Origin of the sequence: Kribbella sp. NPDC049227, assembly GCF_043197265.1 — a bacterium.
In the GTDB taxonomy this organism is placed as follows: Bacteria; Actinomycetota; Actinomycetes; order Propionibacteriales; family Kribbellaceae; genus Kribbella.
Map to the genome: position 1 here is coordinate 1 of NZ_JBICST010000014.1, position 24474 is coordinate 24474.

18 protein-coding genes and 1 pseudogene are annotated in these 24474 nt (G+C 65.8%); 10 read left to right on the forward strand and 9 right to left on the reverse strand.

Going from position 1 to position 24474, the window contains the following annotated elements:
• A partial coding sequence (locus ACGFH6_RS44255) for a hypothetical protein (RefSeq protein WP_393397310.1) occupies positions 1–431 on the reverse strand: 431 nt, incomplete at its 3' end.
• 887 nt (positions 432–1318) lie between these two features.
• Between ACGFH6_RS44255 and ACGFH6_RS44260 the strand changes: the two genes are divergently transcribed.
• Positions 1319–3433 carry a hypothetical protein gene (locus tag ACGFH6_RS44260; protein WP_393397313.1) on the forward strand — a complete coding sequence of 705 codons (2115 nt, stop codon included), beginning with the start codon at positions 1319–1321 and terminating at the stop codon, positions 3431–3433.
• A 903-nt stretch (positions 3434–4336) separates the two neighbouring features.
• Here the strand turns inward: ACGFH6_RS44260 and ACGFH6_RS44265 are convergent.
• Positions 4337–5692 (reverse strand): hypothetical protein, encoded by a 1356-nt coding sequence (locus ACGFH6_RS44265; RefSeq protein WP_393397316.1) that lies wholly within the window; start codon positions 5690–5692, stop codon positions 4337–4339.
• A gap of 1162 nt (positions 5693–6854) precedes the next feature.
• Between ACGFH6_RS44265 and ACGFH6_RS44270 the strand changes: the two genes are divergently transcribed.
• The 4 genes from ACGFH6_RS44270 (at position 6855) to ACGFH6_RS44285 (ending at position 9789) form a co-directional block, all read left to right on the forward strand.
• Positions 6855–8267: a helix-turn-helix domain-containing protein gene (locus ACGFH6_RS44270; protein ID WP_393397319.1), complete on the forward strand. Its 1413-nt coding sequence runs from the start codon at positions 6855–6857 to the stop codon at positions 8265–8267.
• A 304-nt stretch (positions 8268–8571) separates the two neighbouring features.
• A complete protein-coding gene (locus ACGFH6_RS44275; RefSeq protein ID WP_393397322.1) occupies positions 8572–8778 on the forward strand; it encodes a hypothetical protein in 207 nt (68 codons plus the stop codon).
• Positions 8779–8887: 109 nt separating this feature from the next.
• Positions 8888–9640 carry a lytic transglycosylase domain-containing protein gene (locus ACGFH6_RS44280; protein WP_393397325.1) on the forward strand — a complete coding sequence of 251 codons (753 nt, stop codon included), beginning with the start codon at positions 8888–8890 and terminating at the stop codon, positions 9638–9640.
• A complete protein-coding gene (locus tag ACGFH6_RS44285; protein ID WP_393397359.1) occupies positions 9574–9789 on the forward strand; it encodes an NlpC/P60 family protein in 216 nt (71 codons plus the stop codon). The genes ACGFH6_RS44280 and ACGFH6_RS44285 overlap by 67 nt, the downstream gene beginning before the upstream one ends.
• 858 nt (positions 9790–10647) lie before the next feature.
• Here the strand turns inward: ACGFH6_RS44285 and ACGFH6_RS44290 are convergent.
• The 4 genes from ACGFH6_RS44290 to ACGFH6_RS44305 form a co-directional block, all read right to left on the reverse strand.
• Positions 10648–11421 (reverse strand): hypothetical protein, encoded by a 774-nt coding sequence (locus ACGFH6_RS44290; RefSeq protein WP_393397328.1) that lies wholly within the window; start codon positions 11419–11421, stop codon positions 10648–10650.
• A 504-nt stretch (positions 11422–11925) separates the two neighbouring features.
• Positions 11926–15426, reverse strand: a complete 3501-nt coding sequence (locus tag ACGFH6_RS44295) for a multifunctional oxoglutarate decarboxylase/oxoglutarate dehydrogenase thiamine pyrophosphate-binding subunit/dihydrolipoyllysine-residue succinyltransferase subunit (RefSeq protein ID WP_393397331.1) — start codon at positions 15424–15426, stop codon at positions 11926–11928.
• 53 nt (positions 15427–15479) lie between these two features.
• Complete coding sequence (locus tag ACGFH6_RS44300) at positions 15480–15950, reverse strand: DUF1348 family protein (protein WP_393397334.1); 471 nt, start codon at positions 15948–15950, stop codon at positions 15480–15482.
• 51 nt (positions 15951–16001) lie between these two features.
• A complete protein-coding gene (locus ACGFH6_RS44305) occupies positions 16002–16580 on the reverse strand; it encodes a TetR/AcrR family transcriptional regulator (RefSeq protein WP_393397337.1) in 579 nt (192 codons plus the stop codon).
• Between the two features lie 52 nt (positions 16581–16632).
• Between ACGFH6_RS44305 and ACGFH6_RS44310 the strand changes: the two genes are divergently transcribed.
• Positions 16633–16773 carry a hypothetical protein gene (locus ACGFH6_RS44310; protein ID WP_393397340.1) on the forward strand — a complete coding sequence of 47 codons (141 nt, stop codon included), beginning with the start codon at positions 16633–16635 and terminating at the stop codon, positions 16771–16773.
• Between the two features lie 82 nt (positions 16774–16855).
• On the opposite strand, the gene ACGFH6_RS44315 is transcribed toward ACGFH6_RS44310, so the two are convergent.
• Positions 16856–17089: a hypothetical protein gene (locus tag ACGFH6_RS44315; protein WP_393397343.1), complete on the reverse strand. Its 234-nt coding sequence runs from the start codon at positions 17087–17089 to the stop codon at positions 16856–16858.
• Between the two features lie 202 nt (positions 17090–17291).
• On the opposite strand from ACGFH6_RS44315, the gene ACGFH6_RS44320 reads away from it, so the two are divergent.
• Positions 17292–18221: a deoxyribonuclease IV gene (locus tag ACGFH6_RS44320; RefSeq protein ID WP_393397346.1), complete on the forward strand. Its 930-nt coding sequence runs from the start codon at positions 17292–17294 to the stop codon at positions 18219–18221.
• Positions 18222–18304: 83 nt separating this feature from the next.
• Here the strand turns inward: ACGFH6_RS44320 and ACGFH6_RS44325 are convergent, their stop codons facing one another.
• Complete coding sequence (locus ACGFH6_RS44325; protein ID WP_393397349.1) at positions 18305–18961, reverse strand: TetR/AcrR family transcriptional regulator; 657 nt, start codon at positions 18959–18961, stop codon at positions 18305–18307.
• Between the two features lie 78 nt (positions 18962–19039).
• Here ACGFH6_RS44325 and ACGFH6_RS44330 point away from each other — a divergent pair, with 78 nt between their 5' ends.
• The 3 genes and pseudogenes from ACGFH6_RS44330 to ACGFH6_RS44340 all read left to right on the forward strand — a co-directional run bounded on the left by ACGFH6_RS44330 (position 19040) and on the right by ACGFH6_RS44340 (position 22327).
• Positions 19040–20266, forward strand: a complete 1227-nt coding sequence (locus ACGFH6_RS44330; protein WP_393397352.1) for an MFS transporter — start codon at positions 19040–19042, stop codon at positions 20264–20266.
• Between the two features lie 100 nt (positions 20267–20366).
• On the forward strand, positions 20367–21236 hold the full coding sequence (locus tag ACGFH6_RS44335) for an alpha/beta fold hydrolase (RefSeq protein WP_393397354.1): 870 nt from the start codon (positions 20367–20369) through the stop codon (positions 21234–21236).
• 408 nt (positions 21237–21644) lie between these two features.
• Positions 21645–22327: pseudogene (locus ACGFH6_RS44340) on the forward strand (recombinase family protein).
• Between the two features lie 35 nt (positions 22328–22362).
• On the opposite strand, the gene ACGFH6_RS44345 reads toward ACGFH6_RS44340, so the two are convergent.
• The gene (locus ACGFH6_RS44345) at positions 22363–23013 is read right to left on the reverse strand and encodes a hypothetical protein (RefSeq protein WP_393397356.1); all 651 of its coding nucleotides are present in this window, start codon (positions 23011–23013) and stop codon (positions 22363–22365) included.
• Positions 23014–24474 lie beyond the last annotated feature (1461 nt).

Genomic DNA, 24474 nt, shown 5'->3' on the forward strand with positions numbered 1-24474 from the left:
GGGAACCAGTTGTTCGCCAAGGACACCAGGTCCATCGGGCACGAAGCATCGACGAACATGAACTGGAGATTGCCTCTCCCATTGCCCCACCGCGAGGAGTTGCCGATGTTGACGGTGTTCGGTGTACCGAAGTTGCCGCAGACAACAAGGAAGTCCGGGCTCGTAGCGGCCGGCGGATTCTGGCAGCTCCCGTGCCCGGCGAAGAGGTAAACCTCGGGAAGTTCACTCCCCCCGCCTGGATCGAGGTCTCCGCCGTCGTCGCGGAAGTCGGATCCCCACACGTCGCCGTTCTCCCAGGTGGACACCGCTGAGTGACCAGCGAACCCGTACCACGCTTGGAACGCTCGCACCTCGGTAATCGTTTCAGGCAGGTCCGGACCACCACACCCATTCGGAATGTAGTCCCGGACACCCCCGGTCGAGTAGCGCATCATGCCTCCCCCACAGATGCTCCTCTTCACCCAGCATCACGCCCATAGCAGATTGGCGCAAGAGACCACCCCATCCGATGAACTTCGTCGTGGACCCAGACCTCCTGACGATGTGCGTTTGCAACTGGCAAGAAGGACAGGCACCGAAAGTGCAAACCCGGCGACGCTCTCGCAGCCGGACGGCTCGCCGACGAGAACACCCATCGCCGACCGACCCGGTCTAGCACCTGATCGGCTTCGACATCGCAATCCCCACCTGCTGTACGTGATGAGCCGCATCACCGGCTGGACTGCTGAAGGCGTCCCTGGTTGGTGCTCGGAGGGATCACCATCGAAGACGCATTCTGGTCACCGCACCAACCCGCCGGCATCGCTTGCCCAGACCAACACCTTGCAGCGCGGATCTATCGGACTGGCACGTCCGGAATAGCCTGGCTACCTGAAGCCGGAGGACCTGGCTTGGCGATCCCCCACCGCCGCCGGTCCTTCGGCGGGATGTCATCGGCAAGTCCGGCTGTGCTGCCACGATCGCGTTGCCGATTCCGCGGAATGCTCCCGGGACGCCGCTTCCGTACGAGGGGGTGCCGACGGTCCTGCGGCAGATGCTCTTGTTGCAGTGATCGACAAACAGCCGACTGCCTGCGCTTCAGGCGGTGGGCTGTTGCATATTTGGGGATGGCCGGCGGCAACTAACTCTGGCCTTCTCGGAACATCCGCAGCCACACCGGCACGCCAAAGCCGGCATCGCCGCGCCGAAGAACTAATCCACGTGAGCTGAGCGCCGTCAAGATCTCCCACGCCGAGACGCCGTGCCGTGGCAAACAAACGGTAACCATCGCGGCCACGCACCCGATGTAGTCAGTGCTCGGGGATGTCTGGGGGGACATATGAGACTCATACGGCTGGGCCTTTGCCTGCTCATTTTCGCGGTCGCCGGATGCAATCAGCAGCCGCGCGCCACAACCGATCAACCACCGACCACGCCGACGACGCCGACAACGGCACCGTCTGTTGAGAAACAACCACAACTGGCCGACAACGCTCGATCGTTCGACGCATCCGGCGGTCGGGTCGAGTGGCCAGGCGTCACCGTCGCAGTACCCGCCGGCGCGGTCGCCGCGGGCCACACCATAAAGATCCGCAGCGGCAGCGAAGTCGGGACGATGACCGGACTGTACGGCGAGGAGGTCGCCGGTCACCCTGTCGCGGTGGATCATGACCAGCCCCTGCGTTCGACGCTGACCTTGTCGTGGAGCGTGCCGAACCTGGCGGCCGCACAGAGAGCCAGCGTGGTTCTGGCGCGCTGGAACGAGGACGCCCGGGCGTGGGCGTTCACCCCCGAACGACCCGTTTGGCACGGCACAGTCCTGACCGCCGCCGTACGCGACTTCTCGGTCCTGAACTGGTTCGCCGACATCGGTCAGACCACCGGACAGATCACCGGCACCAGGGTCGACGAACCGAAATGCAACTCCAGCAAGCTGCCGTCGTGGGTCACGGGCACCGTCGACCCGGACCAGGGCATGTCCGCGTCCGCGATCAGGGTGTGCTTCGAGCCCGACAAGGACAGCCGGGTCACGGTGCGGGTGGCGAACAACAGGACCTTCAGCCAGCAGATGTCCATGGTCCACGGGGGACAGCAGTGGGCGTGGACATGGCAGGGCGAGGACGAGTATGACCCGAAGTGGATCGTCTACAACCTCGCGCACCTGGCGCTCGACACCTCGACCCGTCATCTGATCCCACCACTGAAGGCGCACGCCGTCGGGATCGCCCGCCCGAAGGCGCCCGGCAGCTATCACATCGAAGCACGGACGTCGGTCGATCCCTTCTCCGTCCTCGCAGATGTGGTCGCCTTCGGCGCCGACGAGTCCGGAGTAGCGGTCAAGAGTCCAGCGGTGACAGCCGCCATCCAGGCGCTCTACGAGTGCGGCGGCAAAGAACTTCTGGGCAAACCGAACCTCCGCGACGTCAACGAGCTCGGCGGTGCGGTCGTCGGCGCGATCGGAGGATGCGCCACCGAGTTGATGGATCCCGACAGCGAGTTCGGTATCCGCTTCGAGAACCTCTCCCGGACGCTGATCGCCAAGGGCGGCCTGTCGCAGACCGCCGCCATCCAGTCGAACCGGATCGCCCGCGAGCTCACCAGCGCCTTTCGGGTCATCACACTCGGCAAGATCCTCTTCTACCTGTCCGACCAGTTGGCCAACGCCATCGTGGGCCCGCTCTCCTGGTCGATCAGGGGGCGCGGTACACCGCAAGTCCTGGGTCGGTGGACTCCGACCTGCAGCTCGTTCGATACCGACTCGAATCGGCTCTACCAGAACCTCGCGCTCCAGGACCGGTTCGCGGACACCAGCAAGGAGCTGTGGCAGTTCAAGGACTTCGCCGACGCCGCGGGCACCGCCGTGGAACCGCTGGAGTACTGCAGCCAGGCGCACCGAGCCGCGTTGGCCGGCCGCCTGCCCTCCGATTGGGGCGACCCGAAGGCAGCGGGCATTGTCGCCGCAGCCATCATGAAAAGCCTCAGCGGCGTCACCGTCAAGTCCTTGCTCCGCGCCCAGGCTCCGGCGATGTGCGAACACCCGTCGGGCCGGCTGGTGAACGGAGGGTTGCCTGTCGCAGATCCGATGATGCAGGGCTTCGTCAGTATCCGCCTCAAGGGCGCCCCGTACATCTCACCATTGCCGCTGGCAACGACCGATCTGAACGCCGACGGCGTCCAGGACACCGTGGTCGCGTTCGATTGTTCGGCCGGAGGCGTTACCTGGCCGGAGACGATCGCCGTCTACGGCCCGGGCCCGACGCTCATCGCGTCCGTCGACCTCGGCCAGTACGTCGAGGCCGAGCACAGCGACGTACAGTCCTTCAAGGTCCAGGGAAACCGCATTGCCATCAAGTGGATGTCGTACCACGGCGCCGACTTCGACCGGCAGGACTGGAACGGATACCTGAAACTGAGCAACGGAAAACTGACCGTGACGGACAGCAAGCACAGCTGACCTATGGGACCTGTTTCGGTGCCCGAGAAGACCCTCGAGCATTGGTCTAGCCAGTACCTGAACTCCCGCTACAGCACGAACGTGGCGCTATGGCTGGGTTGCCGCGGGTCAACTGCTGGACGATCGCCGAGCATGGTGGCGAGACCAGCCCGGACGGTATGCACAACCTGTTGTCTCGGGCGGTTTGGGACGCCGGCGCGGTGCGTGATGACATCCGTGACTATGTTGCGGATCACCTCGGTGATCCGGCTGCGGTGCTGGTGGGGTTCCTGGCGACACCCAGTTCGCCACGAAGCCCGCGCTGGAGGCCGAGATGATCACGGGCGCGCTGGATACCGGTGTTTCCGGTGGCCTGGGTGGCCGGCGACGAGGTCTACGGAGCAGATTCCAAGCTGCGGATCGCGTTGCAGCAACGAGCGATCGGGCACGTGCTGGCGGCGGCTTGCGACCGTCAGATCACTACCGGAGCCGGCAAACACCCGGCCAAGATGCTGGCTCGACGTCTGCCCGCGCGGGCGTGGTCCAGCGGCGGACCTCGTGGCACCGCTGGACCATCCTCGCCATGCTTACCCACGCGTTCCTCGCCGTGATGACTGCCACCGCGCGAGCCGAAACTCCTTCAGAACAAGGGCTCATCGCACTCACCGCCAGCGAAATCCGCCATCTGTTCACCCGACTCGTCAACCACACCCGCACCGCATCCGGCACCTGCTGCACTGGTCACGATGGCGACGCCGTCACCAAGCCCGCGCACGCGACTGCCACCACCGCCGTCAGGCCTGACTTCGGTCACCCCCTCCGGATTCGGCGTGGCGCACGGTGCTGACCTGCGACGATGCGTGTCCGAGCAGGCGATCTGAGGCACTAACGGTGCCGATGTTTGCCGTGTCCGGCTGATGCGCCCTACCTCACGTCTACCACCCGCAGCCAGCGGAACGCCGAGCCGACGGACTGATACGGCGAGATGAACGCGACCCGCACGTCCACGTCGGATCGCGCGAACCAGTTCGTGTAGTAGTACCCGGTGCCGGTCGTCGTCGCGGTAGCGACCGTACTGTACGGAACCGAGGTCTGGCCGTGCGGCCGGGTCTGCACGACGACCCGCTGACCGGCGAACGGGCCGGTGGCACCGGTCGTGTACATCGCCGTCAGGTGGCCGTACGTCGACATCTTCGTACCCGGCCGGATGACCGTCGCGTTGGTCGGGGCGGCGGACCCGGTGATGGTCGCCGGCCGGGCGGTGACCGTGACCGGGCTGACCTCACGATCGATCGGCAGGTTGTCCGGGCCGGTTCCGGCGAGCTCGACCCGCAGCCGGTAGGTGCCGGCGGTATCTGGCTTCCACCAGCGCGTGAAAGTGCCATCGGCGGCCGGGCTGCCGAAGGACTGCGTCCAGGTCCACGACGCGCCGTCCCACCGTTGCAGGTTGGTGAACACCGTCGTCGGGAAGGCCTTGGCGCTGACGCGCCACCACACCCCGATGTAGCCGCGTGTCGAAGCGATCAGCGGCGAAAGGCTCGCGAGCACCCGCGCGGTCACGGTGCCCGACGCGGCCGGGCCGTAGCCGGCGCTCTGGACCACCGCGACCTTGAACAGGACGGGTGCGGAGATCGGGAGCTGGAACCGGTAGCGCCCGGTCGTGTCCGTCCTGCCCGATCCGAGCAAGTGCAGCTGGCCGCTCTGCGCCCCGCCGCCGTACAGCTGCACCGTGCGGCCGGAGCTGACCGCGAGGCTGCCGGTGGATGTGTAGTTCCGTACCACTCCGGTGACCGTGGTCTTGGTCGGGCTGGTCACCCGCGCCGGCTGCTCGATCGTCGCGGTGGTGCCGCGACGGATCCGGAACGGCACCGACACAGCCATCGACTCGGCCCCGTGCGTCACCTTGGTCACGACCCAGTCCCCGGCGCCGTTCACGAGCGGGATCGGCAGGGTCGCGGTGATCGCGATCGCCGGTGGCATGCCGGTGCCGTCGCGACCGTCGAAGGCGATCTCGCGGCGCAGTGACCCGTCGGTCTTCTGCACGGTGGCCGTCACACCCGAGCAGTAGTCAGGCGGATACCAGTCCCCGGAGTAGGCGATGAACATCGTCGCCTGTCCGTCGCCGGCCAGCAGGTCTGGCACCACGCCCTCGGCGTGAATCTCACCGAGGACCGGCGGGTGCAGGCATTCGTCGACGGCGTGCGCGGGGGTGCCTACGCCCAGAGTGGCCAGCGCCAGGACCAAGACTTGCGCGAGCCTGACAGTGCGCAACCGGGACATCGCAACCCCTCCCAAGGCGGTCCTACCAACCTCGATGCACGCTCCGGCCAGAAAGTTGTCAGCCCTGCCGGTGAAGGGCAGCGTAGTCCGATCTCGACGTCGAGTGCGTCCGCGAGCTCGTCATACGTACCACCGTGACTTTTCGAGGGCAACCTGGCCGACGATCCGCACTTTCGGTTCACTGCGTCGGGCAAGCGACCTCACAGCACTACTGCAACACCGGAGTTAGAGGCCTCAACGAGCTGAACTGGCGCACCGCACTGCCCGGTGCCGCTTCGTCGCCTGACCGCGGCTGCCTGGATCAACCATGCATCGACCTCCAGGAACACGACACTGATCTCTGGCCTCGGCCGCTCAGCCCAGGCACTAAGCCGAATGACCGAAGTCAGGTCAGGCGGTCCAACTCGCCTGATCATGATCTACGGCTGGAGTACTAGGGCGGCGAAGGGATTCAAGTGGTTCCGTGGCGACAGTTCGGCCAGCTACGTTTCCGGCATGCAAGATCCCTGCGCCGTCCCCCATCGCTGCAACTACCGCGATCTAACGTTGTCCTCGACGGCAAGGACACCACTACTCGTGACAACACCGGTCGCTGGGCGACTCTTCCTCCGCCCGGTCCCCCGCGGGCGATCGCACTGAGCGTTCACGCACTCGCCCGACGGCGCACCAGGTGTAGTCATCGGCAGAATTGACTGCCCCGACGACATCGGCGAGCGGGCGCGTGTCAACGCACCTCTTTACGCACCTCAATCAGCGCGAGAGGACAGTCAGCGATGCGTAGCTATGAGCACCAGAAGGTCAGCGAAACCCTTACCGGTAAGAGCTTTCGCTCACCTTCGATAAACTGCGATCAAACCTCAGTTGGAAATCAGCGGGTTCGGGGTTCGAGTCCCTGGCGGCGCACAACAGCCCAGGTCACACATGTGCCCTGGGCTTTGTTGCGTCTGCAGGTCACCTCTTACTCACCTCTTTGGTTCATCAGGCGCCGATGTCGGTCCGCTCTCAGGCTGCGTGCCCGGTCGACCGACTCTTCACCTGATCGTGACTGTGTGTCACATCACAACTCTTCGCACCAGTGCCGGCCTCACGGTTCTAACCGATCCGAGGGCGTTGAGCAGCCAACCATCACGTCGGTTGGAGGCCTGACGTGTCGAGACCACCATTGGCGATCGGGAGCTGGGGAAGCATCTCCACCAAGGTCATCGAGACTGACAAGAACGGCAAACCCGTCAAACAGCAGTCGCAGGCGAAGTTTCGCGACCACGACGGCGTCGTCCGGAACGTGACCGCCGTCGGCCGCAACAAGTCCGCGGCCGAGCAAAACCTCGTGAAGAAGCTCCAGGACCGCGCCAAGACCAACCGGTCCGGTGAGCTCACCGCGATGCATAAGATCAACCATCTCCTCGACCTCTGGGACAGGCGGTTCAAGGCTCAAGTCGACGATGGCAAGTTCTCCCCCACCGCACTTGAGACCTGCCGCCGCGCCGTCAAGAACCACATCCGCCCTGCGCTCGGCGAGATCCGCATCGGCGAAGCCACCACCCCGCGCCTCGACACCGTCCTGTCCAAGATCAAGGCCAGCTCCGGAGCGTCCACCGCCAAAACCTGCCGAGCCATCCTCTCCGGCGCCCTCAAATTCGCCGTCCGCTACGGCGCCATCTCCGTCAATCCCGTCCGAGACGTTGACACCATCGAAGCCCAACCCAAGAACCAGCCCCGATCACTGACCACCGAAGAAGTCGCCCTCCTCCGTCGCAGCCTCGCCGCCGACGAACGCGCCGTCCAAGCCGACCTCCCCGACCTCGTCACCTTCATGCTCGGCGCCGGCGTGCGCATCGGCGAGTCCCTCGCCGTCTTGTGGTCGCAGGTCGACCTCGAAGCCGGCACCGTCGAAATCACCCACACCATCGCCCGCCTCAAGGGCGAGGGGCTCATCCGCAAACGCGCCAAATCAAAAGCCGGCGCACGCCTGCTCCACCTCCCCGCCTGGGCCACCGCCGTACTCCGCACCCGCCACGCCGCCGTCCACCTCGACAACCCCGTCTTCGCCGACACCCTCGGCGGCTACCGCGACCCCTCCAACGCCCGCCGAGCCCTCCGCACCGCACTCTCCCCGGTCGGCAGCACCGCCCGCCGCGACCTAGGCCTCACCCTCCGAGCCCTCCGCCGCCAAACCGGCCTGACCCGCAAACAAGTCGCCGCCCGCCTCGAGTGGCCACAAACCAGAATCAAACTCATCGAAACCGGCCGCATCAAAGTCGACCACGAGCTGGTCGCCGCTCTCATCGCGACCTACAGCCTCCGACTCACCAAAGAGCCCGACCTACTCACCCAAGTCCACACCGCCACCCAACCAGCCGAATCCGACAAACTCGCCTGGATCCGCACCCACGCCCTCCGCAAAACCACCGCCACCGCCCTCGACCAAGCCGGCCACACCGCGCGTCAAATCGCCGACCAGCTAGACCAAGCCAAAGTCTCCATCACCCAAGACATCTACATGGGCCGACAAGCCGCCAACCCCGCCGCCGCCCGCGCCCTCGAAGATGCCTTCGAAGACCCCGACCTGGCCTGAGAACCGGTCAGCGCGGCCCACCCATCCAAGATCTGGGTGATCTTGGCGTCGCTGACGGGCCAGACCGGCGCCATCCGCCGATCTGGCCCGTGACCTGCACTTTCATGCTCAAGGGCTGCCGTCGATGATCGACGTTTCCAGCGTCCCACGGAGCAGCAACGGAGCAGATGGCCCCAATCGCCGATGGGCACCACGCCGACCCACACCTGGCCCGGATCCTCGACCAACGGACCCCTCAAGGGCTGCCCCCGGAATCGACAAGCTCTTCGAGCGCTACGACGACGAGTGCCTGACTCCGGAACAAGTGGCGACGCTCTCGGACTCGAGGCCAGCTCGATCCGCCGGCAGGTGCGCGCCAGGGGAGCTGCCCGGCTACCGGCTCGGCACCGGCGCCCACGCCGAGTGGCGCCTGGTGAAGTCCGAAGTGATCGCCGTACTGAGAACCCGCTGGAACCAAGACCAACACCACGATCTCCAAGCCACCGTCGCGGCCGCCGACAGCAAGGAGTAGACGACGGCGCGAAGGACGGATCCGCCGCCGGCTGATCGGCCTGGCGGCGGTGATGCTGGTCGCTGCCGCCACAGGCTGCGCTCCTCCCAGCGTCACCCAGCCCAGTGGTGTGCTCGACTCGAGCATCGACGCGGCGCTGAAGATCGGCACCGTCCCCACCGCCTACCAGGAACTCGTGGTTGCCGCGGGCGAGGTGTGCCCAGGCGTGTCCGCGCCGCTGATCGCGGCCCAGATCGAGCAAGAGTCCGGGTGGAACCCGCACGCGACATCCCCGGTGGGCGCCCAAGGCTTGTCGCAGTTCATGCCGGGCACGTGGGCCGAACTCGGCCGCGATGCCAACGGCAACGGCATCAACAGCCCGTTCGACCCGGCCGACGCGATCGACGCACAGGCGCGCTACGACTGCCAGCTCCTCGCCCAGGTCAACGCCTACCTGAAGTCCGGCCGGCTCGCCGGTGACCCGACCGACCTGATGCTCGCGGCATACAACGCCGGCATCGGCCGGCGTCCTCGCCGCCGGCAGAATCTCCAGCCAGCTCCCGATCGAGACCCAGCAATACATCGCCCGGATCCGCAAACTGACGACCAAGTACGCCGACGTCACCCTACCGGTCGGCGGCACCGGCAACGTCGCCGCGATCGAGGCCGCAGCTCGCTGGATGGGTACGCCGTACGTGTGGGTTGGCGGCGACCTCGAACAGCCCACTGGGCTCGGCCGCGACGGCAGCGGTCCCGGCTGGACTGCTCCAGCCTCACCCGCCACGCCATCTGGACGCCTCCGGGCGCACACTACGGATCCCGCGCGTCAGCGGCGCCCAAGCCACCGCCGGCCGATCCGTCGAACTCAAACTTTCCGCGATGACCTCCGGAGACATCATCGCGTTCTCGATCCACGGAGGTGGCATCGACCACGTCGGCATGTACGCCGGCAACGGCAAGAACGTCGAACAAGTCGACCTCACCGACACCTACTGGAGCAAGCTGCCGCGGACCGTCAGGAGGTTCCTTTGAGCACCCGAGTCCTCGCCGCGGCCCGGGCCGTCGTACTACTCGCCGTTGGGTGCGGCGGCGAAGGCCAGCACTCCGAGCCCCCACCGACCGCATCGCAGTCGGTGGGCACACCGGGTGCGGCGGCAACGCCGGTCACACCCCAGCCGATCCCTCCCGGCAACCCGACCAAGACACCGGAGGCGGGCTCCCCCGTCTCTCGCAGGTCAACTCTCTCGACGCGTCCGCGGTCGCCGCCGGCGTCGCCTACCGGTATGACACCGCGATCGACCACTGTCCCAGCGACGCGCAACGGGGAACCAAGCCGTGGCTCACTCCCGAGTTCGCGCGCCTGCTCGAGCTCGGCCCGGTCGCCGCGCCCGGCGCGGAGTGGAACATCTGGGTTCAGCACCGGGCCTACACCACAGCACCCGCAGTCGACGCCACCGAAGACGGCGCACCACCCGACACCCACCACCCGCGCGGACCGCACCATCGCAGTCACCGTGAACCCTTTCGCCTCTTCCGGATCATGCTGCGGACGTCGCAATGCCGCATGTGCCCGCTTGCTCCATGAAGAAGCGGTCCGGGCCGCTGCTCGAGTTTGAACGGCCCAGACCTCGGAGTGGTCGAGCCCCCGAGAAAGCCCGAACCACTCTTAACGCCGCGGTACCCCGGTCTGGTCTCGTCGATTCGGCAGACCGGCGGCTTTTGCCGGGAAGCTGGCGGCCTCGAGTTGACTCGATGTGACCAGGGTGATCGCCACTTGTTGCATCTCGCGATGGCACTCATGCGACTCTCCCAGCCGGGATGCTGAGAATCGATCGTTTCCAGGGCTGGCGCGCCCGTTCAAGGCTTGCTGAGCGCACACAATGCCTCCGGTTACCTCGCTGGCGTCGAGGTGGGGGTAGGGGTTCCAGACATAGTGCAGGTCAACGTGGAGCCATCTAGGTGGCAGTGGTTGATCGTGAACTCAGGCGCCGGATCTGGTGTCGTCTCAAGGGACACCCAGGAGGAGGCGATGTCGATTGCCCAGGGGGTAAGGAGAAAGGTGGCGAGGGCGATCAAGCCGAGGACAGTCCACTTGGACAGCCAGCGATAGTGCCGCTTCCACGGCTCGACGCGTTGTGGGATCCGATCGGCAGCTCGCCCGACGTCGATGTTGAGCAGTGGGCTGACCTGTTCGACGTTCTCCTGGCCGTCGACGAGGACGGCGTATGTAAGGCGCTGATCGGCGTGGATCGCGCCGGGTCCAATTCGAAGTTCATTGCCGGCCAGAGTCGCCGGCGGCTTCGATTTCCCGGCAGTACTGTTGGCCTGGCGGAGTAGCTGACCGACCACCTTCGTACCAAACCGCACGACGTATGGGTGACCGTCGTACATGTCCTCGCTGACTGCTGCGGTGCCGATGTTGTGCAGTCTCACCTCGACGAGCCGAGGGTCTGTCAGGAAGCCGCCGTCCTCGTACTGGATCTTGATCTTCCCTTGGACCTCGGACGCACCTTGGGGCAGCAGTGGAGTCACGGTGACGTCGACCGTAAGCTCCGGTTCTTGCGGCGGGGTGGGGATCGCCTTCTTGTTGAAGTACGCGGTGACGATCGCAACGATGAGTGCGGCCACCGCGAGCGCGATCGGGAGCGTGACGCTGAGGTTCATCAGTGGTTGTCTCCCACAAGGTTGCTTAGCGGAGGATCAGACTGTCAGATCGTCAACGGAGCTGTTGAGCGACCGGCGCGGCGTGAGTGTTGAGAACCGATCGATTCTCAACACGCGGCAACGGCTCCGCCCCGAGCGAACCGGCTGCGGCGCCGCTGTCGGACCTGCTCTGGTACCTGGTGAGCGATCCACGCACCGAACGCGACCTCGACGAGTCGCTCGCCACCGCTGCCACCGCCCTCGATGGCGGGCTCGACGCGGGGTCTCGATCTCGGCGCCGGCCCAACCTGGTCCTGGACGCCGCCATCGAGCCGCTCCCGTGGCAGTGGCGTCACCGGCCGTCAGACGACCGGGCGCTCCGGAAACTCGTTTGGGTGGTCTCCTCGTCATGAGTCCGCGCGACGAGGAGACCACCGTGACGGGCTCGAGGAGGGCCCGTCTGTCCGGACCGACACAGTCCGGGCAACCTCGACCGCTTGGTTGCGGCCCAGGCTGTCGTGGGAGTCAGCGCAGTGCCTGCTCGATGAGCGCTGCCTGTTCCTGGGCGTGCTTCTTGCCTGACCCGGTGGCAGGTGCGGCCGAGCGGGGCCGGGACACGACCTCCAGGGGTGTATTGAGCAGAGGGTTGAGCTCGGCGAGCAGGAAGGCCCAGGCGCCCTGGTTGCGGGGTTCATCTTGGACCCAGAAGCATTCGGCGTTCGGGTAGGAGTTCAAGACGGCGCGCAGTTCCTGTTCCGGCAGCGGGTAGAACTGCTCGAGTCGCACGAGTGCGACGGCGCGGTCCTTGCTCCTCTCCAGCTGGTGCAAGAGCTCGTAGTAAAGCTTTCCGGAGACAACGAGGACGCGTTGGACGGCCGACTTGTCGGTGATCCGGGTGTCGTCGATGACGGGTTCGAATCGACCACTGCAGAGGTCGGCGATCGAGCTGGTCGCGCCGCGGGTGCGCAGCATCGACTTCGGCGTGAAGACGACCAACGGAGTCGCCGTACGGGCGCCGGCCTGGCGGCGCAGCAGGTGGAAATGGGACGCGGGCGTGGACGGCTGCGCGACTGTCAGGTTGTTCTCCGCGCACCCCTGTAGGAACCGTTCGATTCGGCCGGACGAGTGATCGGGTCCGCGGCCCTCGTATCCGTGGGGGAGCAGCAGCACGAGTGAGGATCGCTGGTTCCACTTCTGTTCTGCCGAGGACAGGAACTCGTCGACGACGATCTGGGCACCGTTGACGAAGTCCCCGAACTGCGCCTCCCACAGCACCAGCGCGTCGGGCCGTTCGACGGAGTAGCCGTACTCGAATCCCATTGCGGCGTACTCGCTCAGCAGGGAGTCGTAGATCGAGAACCTGGCCTGGCCGTCCGCGACATTGGTCAGCGGTAACCACTCCTGGCCGTTGGCCTGGTCGTGCAGCACCGCGTGGCGCTGGACGAAGGTGCCGCGGCGCGAGTCCTGGCCGACCATGCGTACCGGTGTTCCTTCCAGCAGCAGCGATCCGAAGGCGAGCAGTTCCCCGAATGCCCAGTCGATGCCGCCGTGTCGGCTCATCTCGTACCGCTTGGCCAGGACCTGCTCGAGCTTGGGGTGGATGGTGAACCCGACGGGCGGGTTGACGAAGGCGTCGCCGATGGTGTTGATCGTCTCGGCCGCGACAGCGGGCACCACTGGCGACGTGCTCGCCGGGGCCGCCTCCGCGGTGCAGAGCGCTGCTGCGGCGGCGCCGGTCGTGCCGGGTGCTCCGCGGGTCTCGCTGAACGCGCGTTCGAGCCGGCCGTGAAAGTCGCGGTCAGCCTGCTCGTACTCCGCTCGCGTGATGTCGCCGCGCCCGACGAGCGCTTCGAGGTAGAGGGTGCGGACGCTGCGCTTGGCGTCGATCAGGGTGTACATCTGGGGCTGGGTCATCGACGGGTCGTCGGCCTCGTTGTGGCCGCGACGCCGGTAGCAGACGAGGTCGATGACGACGTCGCGGCCGAACTGCTGGCGGTAGGCGAAGGCGAGCTCGGCGACACGCACGACCGCCTCGGGGTCGTCGCCGTTGACATGGAACACCGGCGACTGGATCGACTTGGTGACATCGGTGGAGTAAGCCGAGCTGCGGGCGTCGGTCGGAAGTGTGGTGAATCCGACCTGGTTGTTGAGGTTGATCCGGATCGTGCCGCCGGTGGAGTAGCCGCGCAGCCGCGACATCTGCACCGTCTCGGAGACAACTCCCTGCCCGGCCATCGCGGCGTCGCCGTGGATGATGATCGGCAACGTGGCGTAGGTTCCGGGTAGGTGGCGGTCCTGCTTGCCGCGGACGATGCCGAGCAGCACTGCGTCGACGGCGTCGAGGTGTGAGGGGTTGGCCGCGAGGTAGACCGCGAGCTCTTCCCCGTCCGCGCCGCGGTAGGTGCCTTCGGTGCCGAGGTGGTACTTCACATCGCCGGAACCGTCAGTGTCGTCAGTGTCCTGGAACTCGCGGAACACCTGAGCGTAGGTCTTGCCGGCGATGTTGGTGAGCACGTTCAGCCGGCCGCGGTGTGCCATCGCGATCGCGGCGCCATCCAGACCCGCGTCGGCCGCGCGCGCAAGGATCGCGTCGAGCAGCGCGATCACCGACTCGCTCCCCTCGAGGCTGAACCGGGTCTGGCCGATGTACTTGGTCTGCAGGAACGTCTCGAACGCCTCGGCCTCGTTGAGCTTGCCTAGGATCCGTAGCTGCTCGTCGTGGCTCCGTTTCGTGTACGGGCGTTCGAGTCGTTCCTGGAACCAGCGCCGCTGCTCGGGGTCCTGGATGTGCATGTACTCGACGCCGATGGTGCGGCAGTAGGCGTCGCGCAGTACACCGAGGATGTCTCGTAGCGGCATAGTGCGCCGTCTTCCGGCGAAGTCCCCGGTGACGAACTCGCGGTCGAGGTCCCAGAAGGTCAGGCCGTGGCTCGACAGATCGAGGTCGGGGTGCGACCGCTGGACGTATTCCAGCGGGTCGATGTCAGCCATCAGGTGACCGCGCACCCGGAAGGCGTTGATGAGCGCCTGGACGCGGGCCGTCTTGTCGATGGTGCTCGCCTCGTCGACGCGGATGTCGCGGGCCCACTGGATCGGCACGTACGGGATCCGCAGTTCGGTGAAGATGTCCTCGTAGAAGCCGTCGCCACCGGTCAGCAGATGGTCGACCTTGCGCAGGAACTCGCCGGATGCCGCGCCCTGGATGACGCGAGGGTCGTAGGTACTGGTCAGCGTGACCGTCGCGCCGATCGCCAGCTCGGCCCGAGCAGGCTGGCTCATGCCCTGGTACTCGGCCGGGAATTCCAGGGCGCCCGCGCCGACGACACAGCCCTGACGGGTCATCAGCCGCGGCATCGCGTGCGCGGTCCCGATTGCGCCGGGGTTCGTGAGCGAGATGGTCGTACCGGCGAAGTCGTCGACGGTCAGACTGCTCGTGCGGGCCTTGGTGACCAGGTCCTCGTAGGCCTGCAAGTACGCCCAGAATCCGAGAGTGTCAGCGCGCTTGATGTTCGGCACGACCATTGTCCGGGTGCCGTCGGACTTTACGAGGTCGACGGCGATTCCGAGATTCACGTGAGCCGGTGTCACTGCGACGGGCCGGTCGTCGATCTCGTCGTAGGAGGTGTTGATTCCTGGCTGGTGCTTGACGGCCTGGACCAATGCCCAGCCGACCAGCTGGGTGTAGCTGATCTTGCCGCCGCGGGTCTTGCGCAGGTGGTTGTTCATGACGATGCAGTTGTCGATCACCAGCTTCGCCGCGACGGTGCGAACGCTCGTCGCGGTCGGCACGCTCAGGCTGCTGTTCATGTTCGTGGCCAGCGCCTTGGCCACACCGCGCAGAGGTACGACAATCTCGCCTGCTTCGTCGTCCTGCGCGCCAGGGAGGGGACTGGATGGGTTGTCGGCCGGCATCGGCGCGGGCTCCGGTGGGACCGAGGTGGTGCGCGCGGCGGGCTGCGGCTGTGCCGGTTCGGGGTCATCCGGTGATTCGCTGCCGACTACCGAATCTGTGACGTTGACCGACACGGCCGATCTCCTGCTTTCGTGGGGCTTGGTGAGTGGAAGGTTGCCGTAGGCATCTACAGGCCGAGGTCGGTGAGCCCCGGGTGATCGGCTGGTCGTGGCCCGGGAGCCGGCCAGCGAAAGAGCCGTTCGGACTCGTCGATGGTCTGATCGTTGATGCTGGCCCGGCGGACGCGCATCAGGCCGGAGTCGTCGAACTCCCAGTTCTCGTTGCCGTGCGAGCGGAACCACTGGCCGGTTGCGTTGCGGCACTCGTACACGAACCGCACTGCGATCCGGTTGTCGGTGAACGCCCACAGTTCCTTGATCAGGCGGTAATCGAGCTCACGTTCCCACTTCTGGGTTAGGAAGCGGACAACCTCGGCGCGACCGCTGACGAACACGTCCCGGTTACGCCACTGGGTGTCGCCGGTGTAGGCCAGTGACACTGCCTCGGGGGCTTGGTTGTTCCAGGCGTTCTCTGCCGCGCGGACTTTCTGGGTCGCGGTCTCCTCGGTGAACGGCGGCAGCGGCGGTCGAGCGTTCATCAGATCTCCTCGCGTGAGTTGGCGGGTCGACCCTGAGCCTTAGCGACCGGCTCAGAGGTCTTGGAGGGCGGCGTCGAGGGTCCGGTTCAGGTAGGCAGGATCGCTGCCGGACTTGGCCAGCACGCTGGTCCCGATCACCGCGGCCAATAGTGCGCCGGCCGAATCGCCGGGAGGCCGGCGGCGGGACGTGATTTCACCGGCCGCCTGCCCGCGTTCGATCGCGGAGCGGAAGGCCGCCTCGATCTGGCCGAACAGCTCCTTGGCGACCTCGGCGACGCCCTCGTCGGCGCTGCCGAGCTCGGCGACGGAGTTGACGATCAGGCAGCCGAACCGGTGATCGCCGATGCCCGCCAACGTCCGCATCGCCTCACGCAACCTGGGAAGGATCGGTCCAGGTCCCTCGAGCCCGTCCGACAGCGCCGCGACGCGCTTGGCGCTGTAGCGGCGCAGTGACAGCTCGAACAGGTGATGCTTGCTCTTGAAGGTGTTGTACAGGCTGCCTTTCCCGATGCCGAGCTCGTCGACCAGGTTCTGCGGCGTGGTCGCCGCGAAACCCTGCCGCCAGAACACCTCTACTGCCTTGTCGATGACCTCATCGGCTCCGAACTTCATCGGCCTGCCCATTGCCATGCCGCCATCCTAACCACTTTTTGAACCCGGGGTCAAAAAAGCTGGGTGGCAAATGGCGCGAGCCGGTGTTGATCATCCGGACCAGGCGGCCGGGCAACTGCAGGTCGCCGTGTTCGCTCACGGTACCGGTGTCGCCGAGCTGCACCAGCCGTCGGGATCCACGCGGTCGGGAGAGGCCAACAGCGACTACTAGACGACGACCGGGAGGTCGCGGCCGTACAGCTGCGACCGTCGCGCTCCGAAGACCCGCACTAAGCGCTTGATCTCCTCGACCTTCATGGGCACTCCGCGTACAGGATCCGCCGCGGCGAGCTGAGCCGGCCCGTCGTCGCGGGCTCGATCTCACCGACGATCCGCCGCAGCATGTTCGCGACGGCGAGGATCGTCGTGACCCGATGGCTCTCGATAGCCGCAGTGACAACGCTTGCCTTGAAGAGCCGGCAAGGACCTGCGCAGGCCGCGCTCGAATACGTCAGCTCGCCGCTCGGCCCGGTCCAGCAGCTCGCCATCCGTCCGCATCACGGCGGAGCCGACGGCCGACACCAGCACAACTTCGGCGGATCTGATCAGCGCGTCGCGGATCTCGCGCCCGCGAGCAGCACCAACCAGCCCAGGCACTTCGGATTGTGCAGGCCGTACGGCGCGGGTCACGCCTGCCGGTCACGGTAGGGTTTCTGTACCCTGAAGTCAAAAACTGCTCAGGAGGCGCTGGTGGTGTTGCGGCAACTGGACGATGACCCGGGCGCTGAGGTGGACGCGCGTGCCGGAGGGGCGGTGTCGCTGATCGGATCCCATGTCGCGATCGCGGGCGGCCTGGTCAAAACCGGCTTGGGCGAAGCGATCGAGGTCGGTGCAGAGATCATTCAGGTGTTCGCGGGGAATCCTCGTAGCTGGGCGCAACGGGTCCCTGACCCTGCGGGCGATGAGGCGTTTCGGGCCGCCTGTGCAGATCGGCAGATCCCGGTCGTCGTCCACGCGCCCCACCTGATCAATCTCTGTTCGCCCTCGGATCTGGTCCTGGCTCAATCTGTGACGGCCCTCGGCGTCGCGCTCCAGCGAGCCGCGGCGATCGGTGCCATAGCCGTGGTGGTCCACGCCGGGTCGCTGGTGTCTACGGGCCGCCGGGCCGCGGTGCTCGCCAGTCTGCATGATCTGGTCGCGCCCGTCGTCGACCGCGCCCCGCCGGGCGTGTGGCTGCTGATCGAGCCCACCGCCGGTGCAGGAGCGGCGATCGCCTCCACTGTCGACAGCAGCATCCAGTACATGGTCGCCCTGGATGACCAGCGGATCGGACTGTGTCTGGATACCTGTCATCTGCATGCCGCCGGCGAGGACATGACCGATCCACTCGCGATCGCCCGGACGGTCGGGAAGCTGTCCGCCACTTTAGGCCCCGACCGGATCGGTCTGATCCACGTCAACGACAGCCGCGATCCGGCTGGTTCCCGCCGTGACCGACATGAATCGATCGGTCTCGGCGCGATTGGCCTCGGCGGCGCCCGGGCGCTGTTGTCGACCCCGGGCCTGCAGGGAGTTCCCCTGCTCGTGGAGACGCCGACCCACGGTCGCGATGTCGCCCTCCTCAAGAGCCTCAGAGGCCTCTGCGGTGCGCCGCGGGAGACCGCCCCACACGGCAACTGACGGTGTCGCCGACCGACTCTAAAGTCCCGCCGATCGGCGTGGAGATCATCGGATCGCTGGTCGAGGATAGATGCCGGAAGGGTTCACACCCCTGCCGCCGCCCCAGCCTGAGCGCTTGCAAGCAGCATCTGCACACCATGACGCGCCTGCAGGGCCGCATCAAGCGAGTGCTGTATTCCGGCGGTCGTAACCGAACCAGCAACCAAGAGATAGATCACGTCCGCGACCTCCGGACTGTAGCCGGCATCGACAACGACCCGAGTTACGAGTGCTCGGAACTCGAGCTCATGATGATCGACCTCGGCAGCAACGGCCGCGTTCGTGGGACCCAGCTCGCTGTATGCGTTCGTCCACGGGCATCCGCGGAACGACGGCTCGTGAAACCACCCGTCGAGGTGATCGAAGATCGCGAGAACCTGGTCCTCGGGAGAGATCGCCGCGACCACCCGGGCCTCGATCGCGGCCGTCATGCGCTCATGCCGACGCCGCAGAAAGGCGACGATCAGCTCGTCCTTGCTCGGGAAGAGCTGATAGATGCGCCGTAATGGCAGCCCAGCGACGTCCCTGAGTTCACTCATGCTCGCAGCTTGGATGCCGCGCGCGTAGAACACCTGCTCCACAGCGTCGAGGAGCTGTCCCCTCATGGTCGTCGCTGTCGAGGTTGTCGACATCATGCCCTTCCGGTTTGACGATGAGAATGATCCTTCTCTAGAGTAGCTGGTCGGGATGAGAATGAGCATTCTCAATCCACCTCACGCTCTCGATTTCACACACATCGCGCCGCGAGCGGGCCATCGAACCGCTGGAAAAGGAAGCACATGACCTCTCGGAGCCAATCGGTCCTGGCAGAACCGGGCCCCAGCACGCGCCAGCTCCGCGCGCTGACGTTCGTCCTGGCCGCTGCGGCCGGCATCTCAATCGCGAACGTCTTCTACTCGCAGCCGCTGCTGAGCCTGATCGCCCAGAGCTTCGGGATCAGCGAGAGCTCGGCCTCCGTCGTGGTGACGGTCACCCAGCTCGGGTATGCGGCCGGGATCATCCTGGTAATTCCCCTTGGGGATCTGTTCGATCCCCGAGCGCTCGCATCGCGCGTGCTGATCATCACGGCCGTCGCGGCGGCATGCGTGGCGTTTGCGACGAACCTAACGATTTTCCTGATCGCCTCGGCGATTCTGGGGTTCACCTCTGTTGTAGCGCAGATCGTCGTCCCATTCGCGGCGCACCTGGCGCCAGCCGGACAGGGCGGGCGATACGTCGGTCAGGTCATGAGTGGGCTGCTTCTCGGGATCATGCTCGCCCGGAGCGTCTCCAGTTTCCTCGCCGACCTCTGGGGTTGGCGCTCCGTGTACCTGCTCTCTGCCGTGCTGATGGTGATCATGGTCATCGTGCTGGCGACCGTGCTGCCCCGGCGCAAGGCCGATCACACCGGTCGCTACGGCAGCCTCATGATCTCGATCTGGCACCTGATCCGCGAAGAGCCGGCATTGCGACGCCGCGCCGCGCTGCAGGCCATCATGTTCGCGACGTTCTCCGTGTTCTGGACTTCGGTCACATACGAGCTGATCAAGGAGTTCGACCTCTCACAGACAGAGATCGCAATCTTCGCGCTGGTGGGCGCGGCGGGCGCCTCTGCGGCGCCAATCGCAGGAAGGATCGGCGACCGTGGTCTCGGCAGGCCAGCGACCGGCGTTGTCTTCGCGCTAGCGGCCGTCGCCATGGCCATGGCCGGCCTCGGTATTCACAATCTCATCGTTCTTGCGCTCGCCGGCATCCTCCTGGATCTCGCGGTTCAGGGAAACCTGGTTCTCAGCCAGCAGGAGATCTACGCGCTGCGGCCCGATGCACGCTCTCGCCTCAACACGGTCTTCATCGCCAGCGTCTTCTTTGGCGGCGCCATCGGGTCAGCCCTATCAGGCGTGGTGTACGCACAGGCCGGTTGGACCGGCATTGCCATCCTCGGTGCAGTGCTCTCGCTCCTAGGCGTTGGCGTCTGGGCCATCTCGCAGTGGTTGAGCCGACGAGCGAAAGCGTCCTCGAATTCCTGAGATCGGCCGCAGGTGTCTCTCGGCATGAGGCACCCGTGACGCCGTCGGCACGTGAGGTGTCGACTGAACCGTCAAATCCTATTGTGGAGGTTAGAAATACATGGTCACCATCTTTCACCGCACTGCGGCAATTCAGGGGCATCAGGTGTTCTACCGGGAAGCCGGGCCTATCGGCGCCCCGGCGATCGTGCTGCTGCATGGGTACCCGGCGAGCTCGTACATGTTCCGGAACCTGATCCCCAAGCTCGCCGACTCGTATCACGTCATCGCGCCGGACCTCCTCGGATACGGCCTCTCGGACGCACCCTCGCTCGCCGAGTTCCCGTACACTTTCGACGCTCTGGCCAACGTCGTGCACGGGCTTCTCGAACAGCTCGGTGTCACGCGATACGCGATCTATGTGCAGGATTACGGCGCACCGACCGGCTGGCGGCTCGCACTGCGTGACCCGGATGCGGTATCCGCGATCGTCACGCAGAGCGGCAACGGCTACGACGAGGGCTTCGTCGAAGAGTTCTGGGCGCCCATCTGGGAGTACAACCGCGACAAGACAGCTGAGAACGCCGCAAAGCTGAACCCGAGCGACCCGGTTGAGGCTGTGAAATGGCAATACATCACAGGCGTCGACGACCCCGAAGTCGTCGACCCCGCGGCATGGCTGCACGATGCCGCCCTACTCGCCCGCCCCGGGAACGACAAGATCCAGCTCGCAATCATCGGAGACTATGCCAGCAATCTTGCGGTGTACCCCGCTCTTCATCAATTGCTGCGGAAACGCCAGCTCCCCGTGCTCGCCGTGTGGGGCAAGGGTGATCAGATTTTCGGACCGGCCGGAGCCCAGGCTTTTGCTCGCGACACAGAGCGCGCCGAGGTCCACCTGCTCGAAGGCGGGCACTTCCTGCTCGAAAGCGCGCTCGACGAGGTGGCTGATCTGATGCTCGATTTCCTCGGCCGCACGATCGGCGAGTGACGGGCCGTTGGGCGGGCTGCTTCGCCAGCAGTTGGGCCAGGCGTGCCCAGAGAGCGACCTTTCGACAAAGATCGACCCGCGGTCTGCAACGCGCCCGTGCCTCGACCCGCCCGGCCTCCCTGATCCACGTCGTCGGCCGGCCTGGGATCGCTCCCGCTCGGGGTCGTAAGGAGTGTAGACCTTAGTATCGGCTATCGGCGCGCCGGCGGCGCACTTAGTCGTCGTGCAAACGATGGTTTTCTCGACACCACTCGCGTGAGGCAGATCGGCCGCCGACACGCGGGATCTGAGTGTCGAGAAAACGTGTTGCAAAGTCGGAGTGTCCAACAACGCGCCGCTGGCCGTTTCTACAGTCGCGGTCATGGCGACCCCGTGACCGCACCCGACCTGCTCGCAGCTGAACCCGCGGTGCTCACCGGGGCCTCGGTGGGGTACGCCAGAGTGTCGACCCACGGCCAGCTCCTCGACCGGCAGTTGCTGACGCTGAACGAGGCTGGGTGCATCAAAGTGTTCGCCGACAAGCAGTCCGGTCGCGACGCCGATCGGCCCGAGCTCATCGCCTGCCTGGCCAACCTGCGCCCGGGCGACACGCTCGTCGTACCGAGCCTCGACCGGCTGGCCCGGTCGCTGCAGGATCTCCTCACCATCGTCGGGGACCTTCGACGCAACGGTGTCGGGTTCCGATCACTGCACGAGGCGATCGACACCACGACCCCGGGCGGCCGGCTGGTGTTCCACATCTTCGCAGCGCTCGCCGAATTCATCCGCGAGCTCATCATGGAAGGCACCCACGAAGGCCTGGCCGCGGCCAGAGCGCGGGGCACACGGCTCGGCCGGCCTCCCGCGATGACACCAGACCGGTGCGCTCGGCCCGAACACTCCTCGCCGAGCCCGATCACTCGGTGACCTCAATCGCCAAACTGCTCGGCGTCAGCCGCTCGACGATCTACAAGTACGTTCCCGAGCTTCGCTCCCCCTCCTTGCCCGAGGCACCTGCTCGCCAGGAGGTGCCTGCTGCCTCTCCCGAAAGCAATCCCCAGCGGAAGGTGCGGATCTCGCGCGCCGGCTCCGCGTCCTCGCCGACGTCCTGAGGGACACGGGCGACCAGCCCGCCGCCGGCCGCCGGTCAGTCCTTCGGCAGCATCCGGTCGCGGAGTTCGTCCCGGAGCGCGTTCAGAGCGCTGAGGCGCACAGTGACGCCGCCGCGCCCAGGCGCGCGGTAGATGTCGACGTACATCGGTGCCCTCGGGTTCGTCCGGCAGCTCCGGGTGGGCGAGCACGTAGGCCACCATTGCCTCTGGACCGCTTCGTCTTCCTCCTGTCGGAAGCGTGCCCACTCAGCATCACTCTTGGCGTTGGCCTGGCGTTCGCGCTCAGCCGCCTTGGCGGCACAGTCCTCGCAGCGATGGTTGCTCCGGAGCTTGGCCAGCTCCGTGCGGTTCTTCACCTGGTAAGCGATGACGGTCTCGCAGTTCTTGCAGGGCAAGCCGAGCTCGTGCGGACCGGCGATCTTGTAGACCTCGCCGGACGAGCGCAGAGCGAACGCCTCGTAGATCGCCTGCGTCGACAACGACGGGGTCTCCCAGTACAGCCGATGAATTAGCTCGGCGTCGACGCGCTCTCCTGCCCTGTGCAGGTGCATGCCGAGCAGACGGAGCTGGTAGGTCAGCTCGCTGGTGTGCTCCTCGAGAGTGATCTGGAGGTCATATAGGTCGGCCTGGGTCCCAGCGACAACAGCGAACGCCCGCTCGACAGCAGACGTATCTGGCGGGGTCATGCAGCCAATCCTGCCGTGCCCGGCGGCGCGATCAGCCGTTTGCCACCAGGGCGCCGGTTCGGAATCCAGTGCTCTACTGCAGGTCGTGGCCGATGAGTCCTATGTTGGTCTAAGAATGTACGGGATCTGCCGCACTTAAAGAGACCGACTGCCACCTGTCGTTCGCGTCGAAAGGCACTGAGTCGCGCCAGTTCTTCGTGAGGTCCCAGAACACGAGTTGGCCAGCGCAGACTTGCCCCGGTCGGGTTCTGATCCAGGTCGCCATGGTGAGCACGCTCGGGGAATATTCGCCATATGCATGCACGGCAGCGGGAGGGTAGCCCGACGTAGTTCCCTTGACTTCGATCGCTCTCCTGGGCCAGTTGAAGTCAATCGCCACTGACCCCTGCGCCTGGGACGTCCTCGCAACAACCATCCACCCGGAAGTACGTCCTAGCGCTTGGTCCTGTGCTGTGTTCACCGTAACGGCTTGGCCCAAATTGACGGGAGTCCATGACGGTTCATCATCCCGCCATGTCCGCGGAAACATCAGGAAGCCCATGCCTCATGGTGGCACCGCGCTGCGTTCGCGGCCACCTCGGTGCACCCGTGGTCGAGACGTTTCTACCGAACGCCGCGTGAGGCTATTCGTGGCGCGAAATCGAGCCTGGTTGCGTTGTTACGGCCCTCATGTTGGCAGCCCGGCATATAAAGCACGCTCAACCAGCTTAGAAACGGTTGCGGTGACCAGGCTTTCGATCAACCGTTTTGAGTTCTGGCCCCGTCGGCTCCGCCTCTGGCGAGCGGAGACCGAGGTCTGTTGCGGTCGAACGGCGCCGCTGAAACCCAACGGAGCTCTACCTAGGAGACTGCGGACTGGAACTGAGCCCAGGATGCACGGTCGGCTCTCTACTTCCCCTGCGAAACCGCCACCGTCGAAGTCGCCGTCGGTTGATCCACAGCGTTCGGCGAGCGGCGCCATCAGAAGCTGATGGTCACCGCCACGAAGCGCTCGATCTGCACCGCGCTCTCGTCCGAGGGTTTCAGGAGCGAACTCGGCGTGAGTGACTGAGCTGGCGCACAGTCACTCAGCCGTCGTCGTCCGTACTGCCGAGTCGCGCCAGTTCGACACAGCAGCAACTACCAAGGCATCGTCGACGAGCCGCTTCGCGAGCTCGATCAACTCGTTGCTCAGCCGGCTGTGGCCTCGACGGCCTGCAGGATGAGTGCAGGCGACTCCTTGTGGATTAGTCCGGAATTGTGGTAAGCCGGTGGCCTTCGGTGCCGTCACGACCCGGCATCGAGACGTCTTGCATTGTGGCGCCGGGGGGCGCGGGGCTAAGTGGGGGGCTCAATCGTGCTTTGTGGGCGGATCGGAACGACAGTTTGCCGGGTGATTGGGGGCGTCGTCCTGCTGGTGGCGGGCGGCATTCTGGTGGCGCCGCGGATGTCGAACAACGAATACGGTCCGGCGTGGGTGCT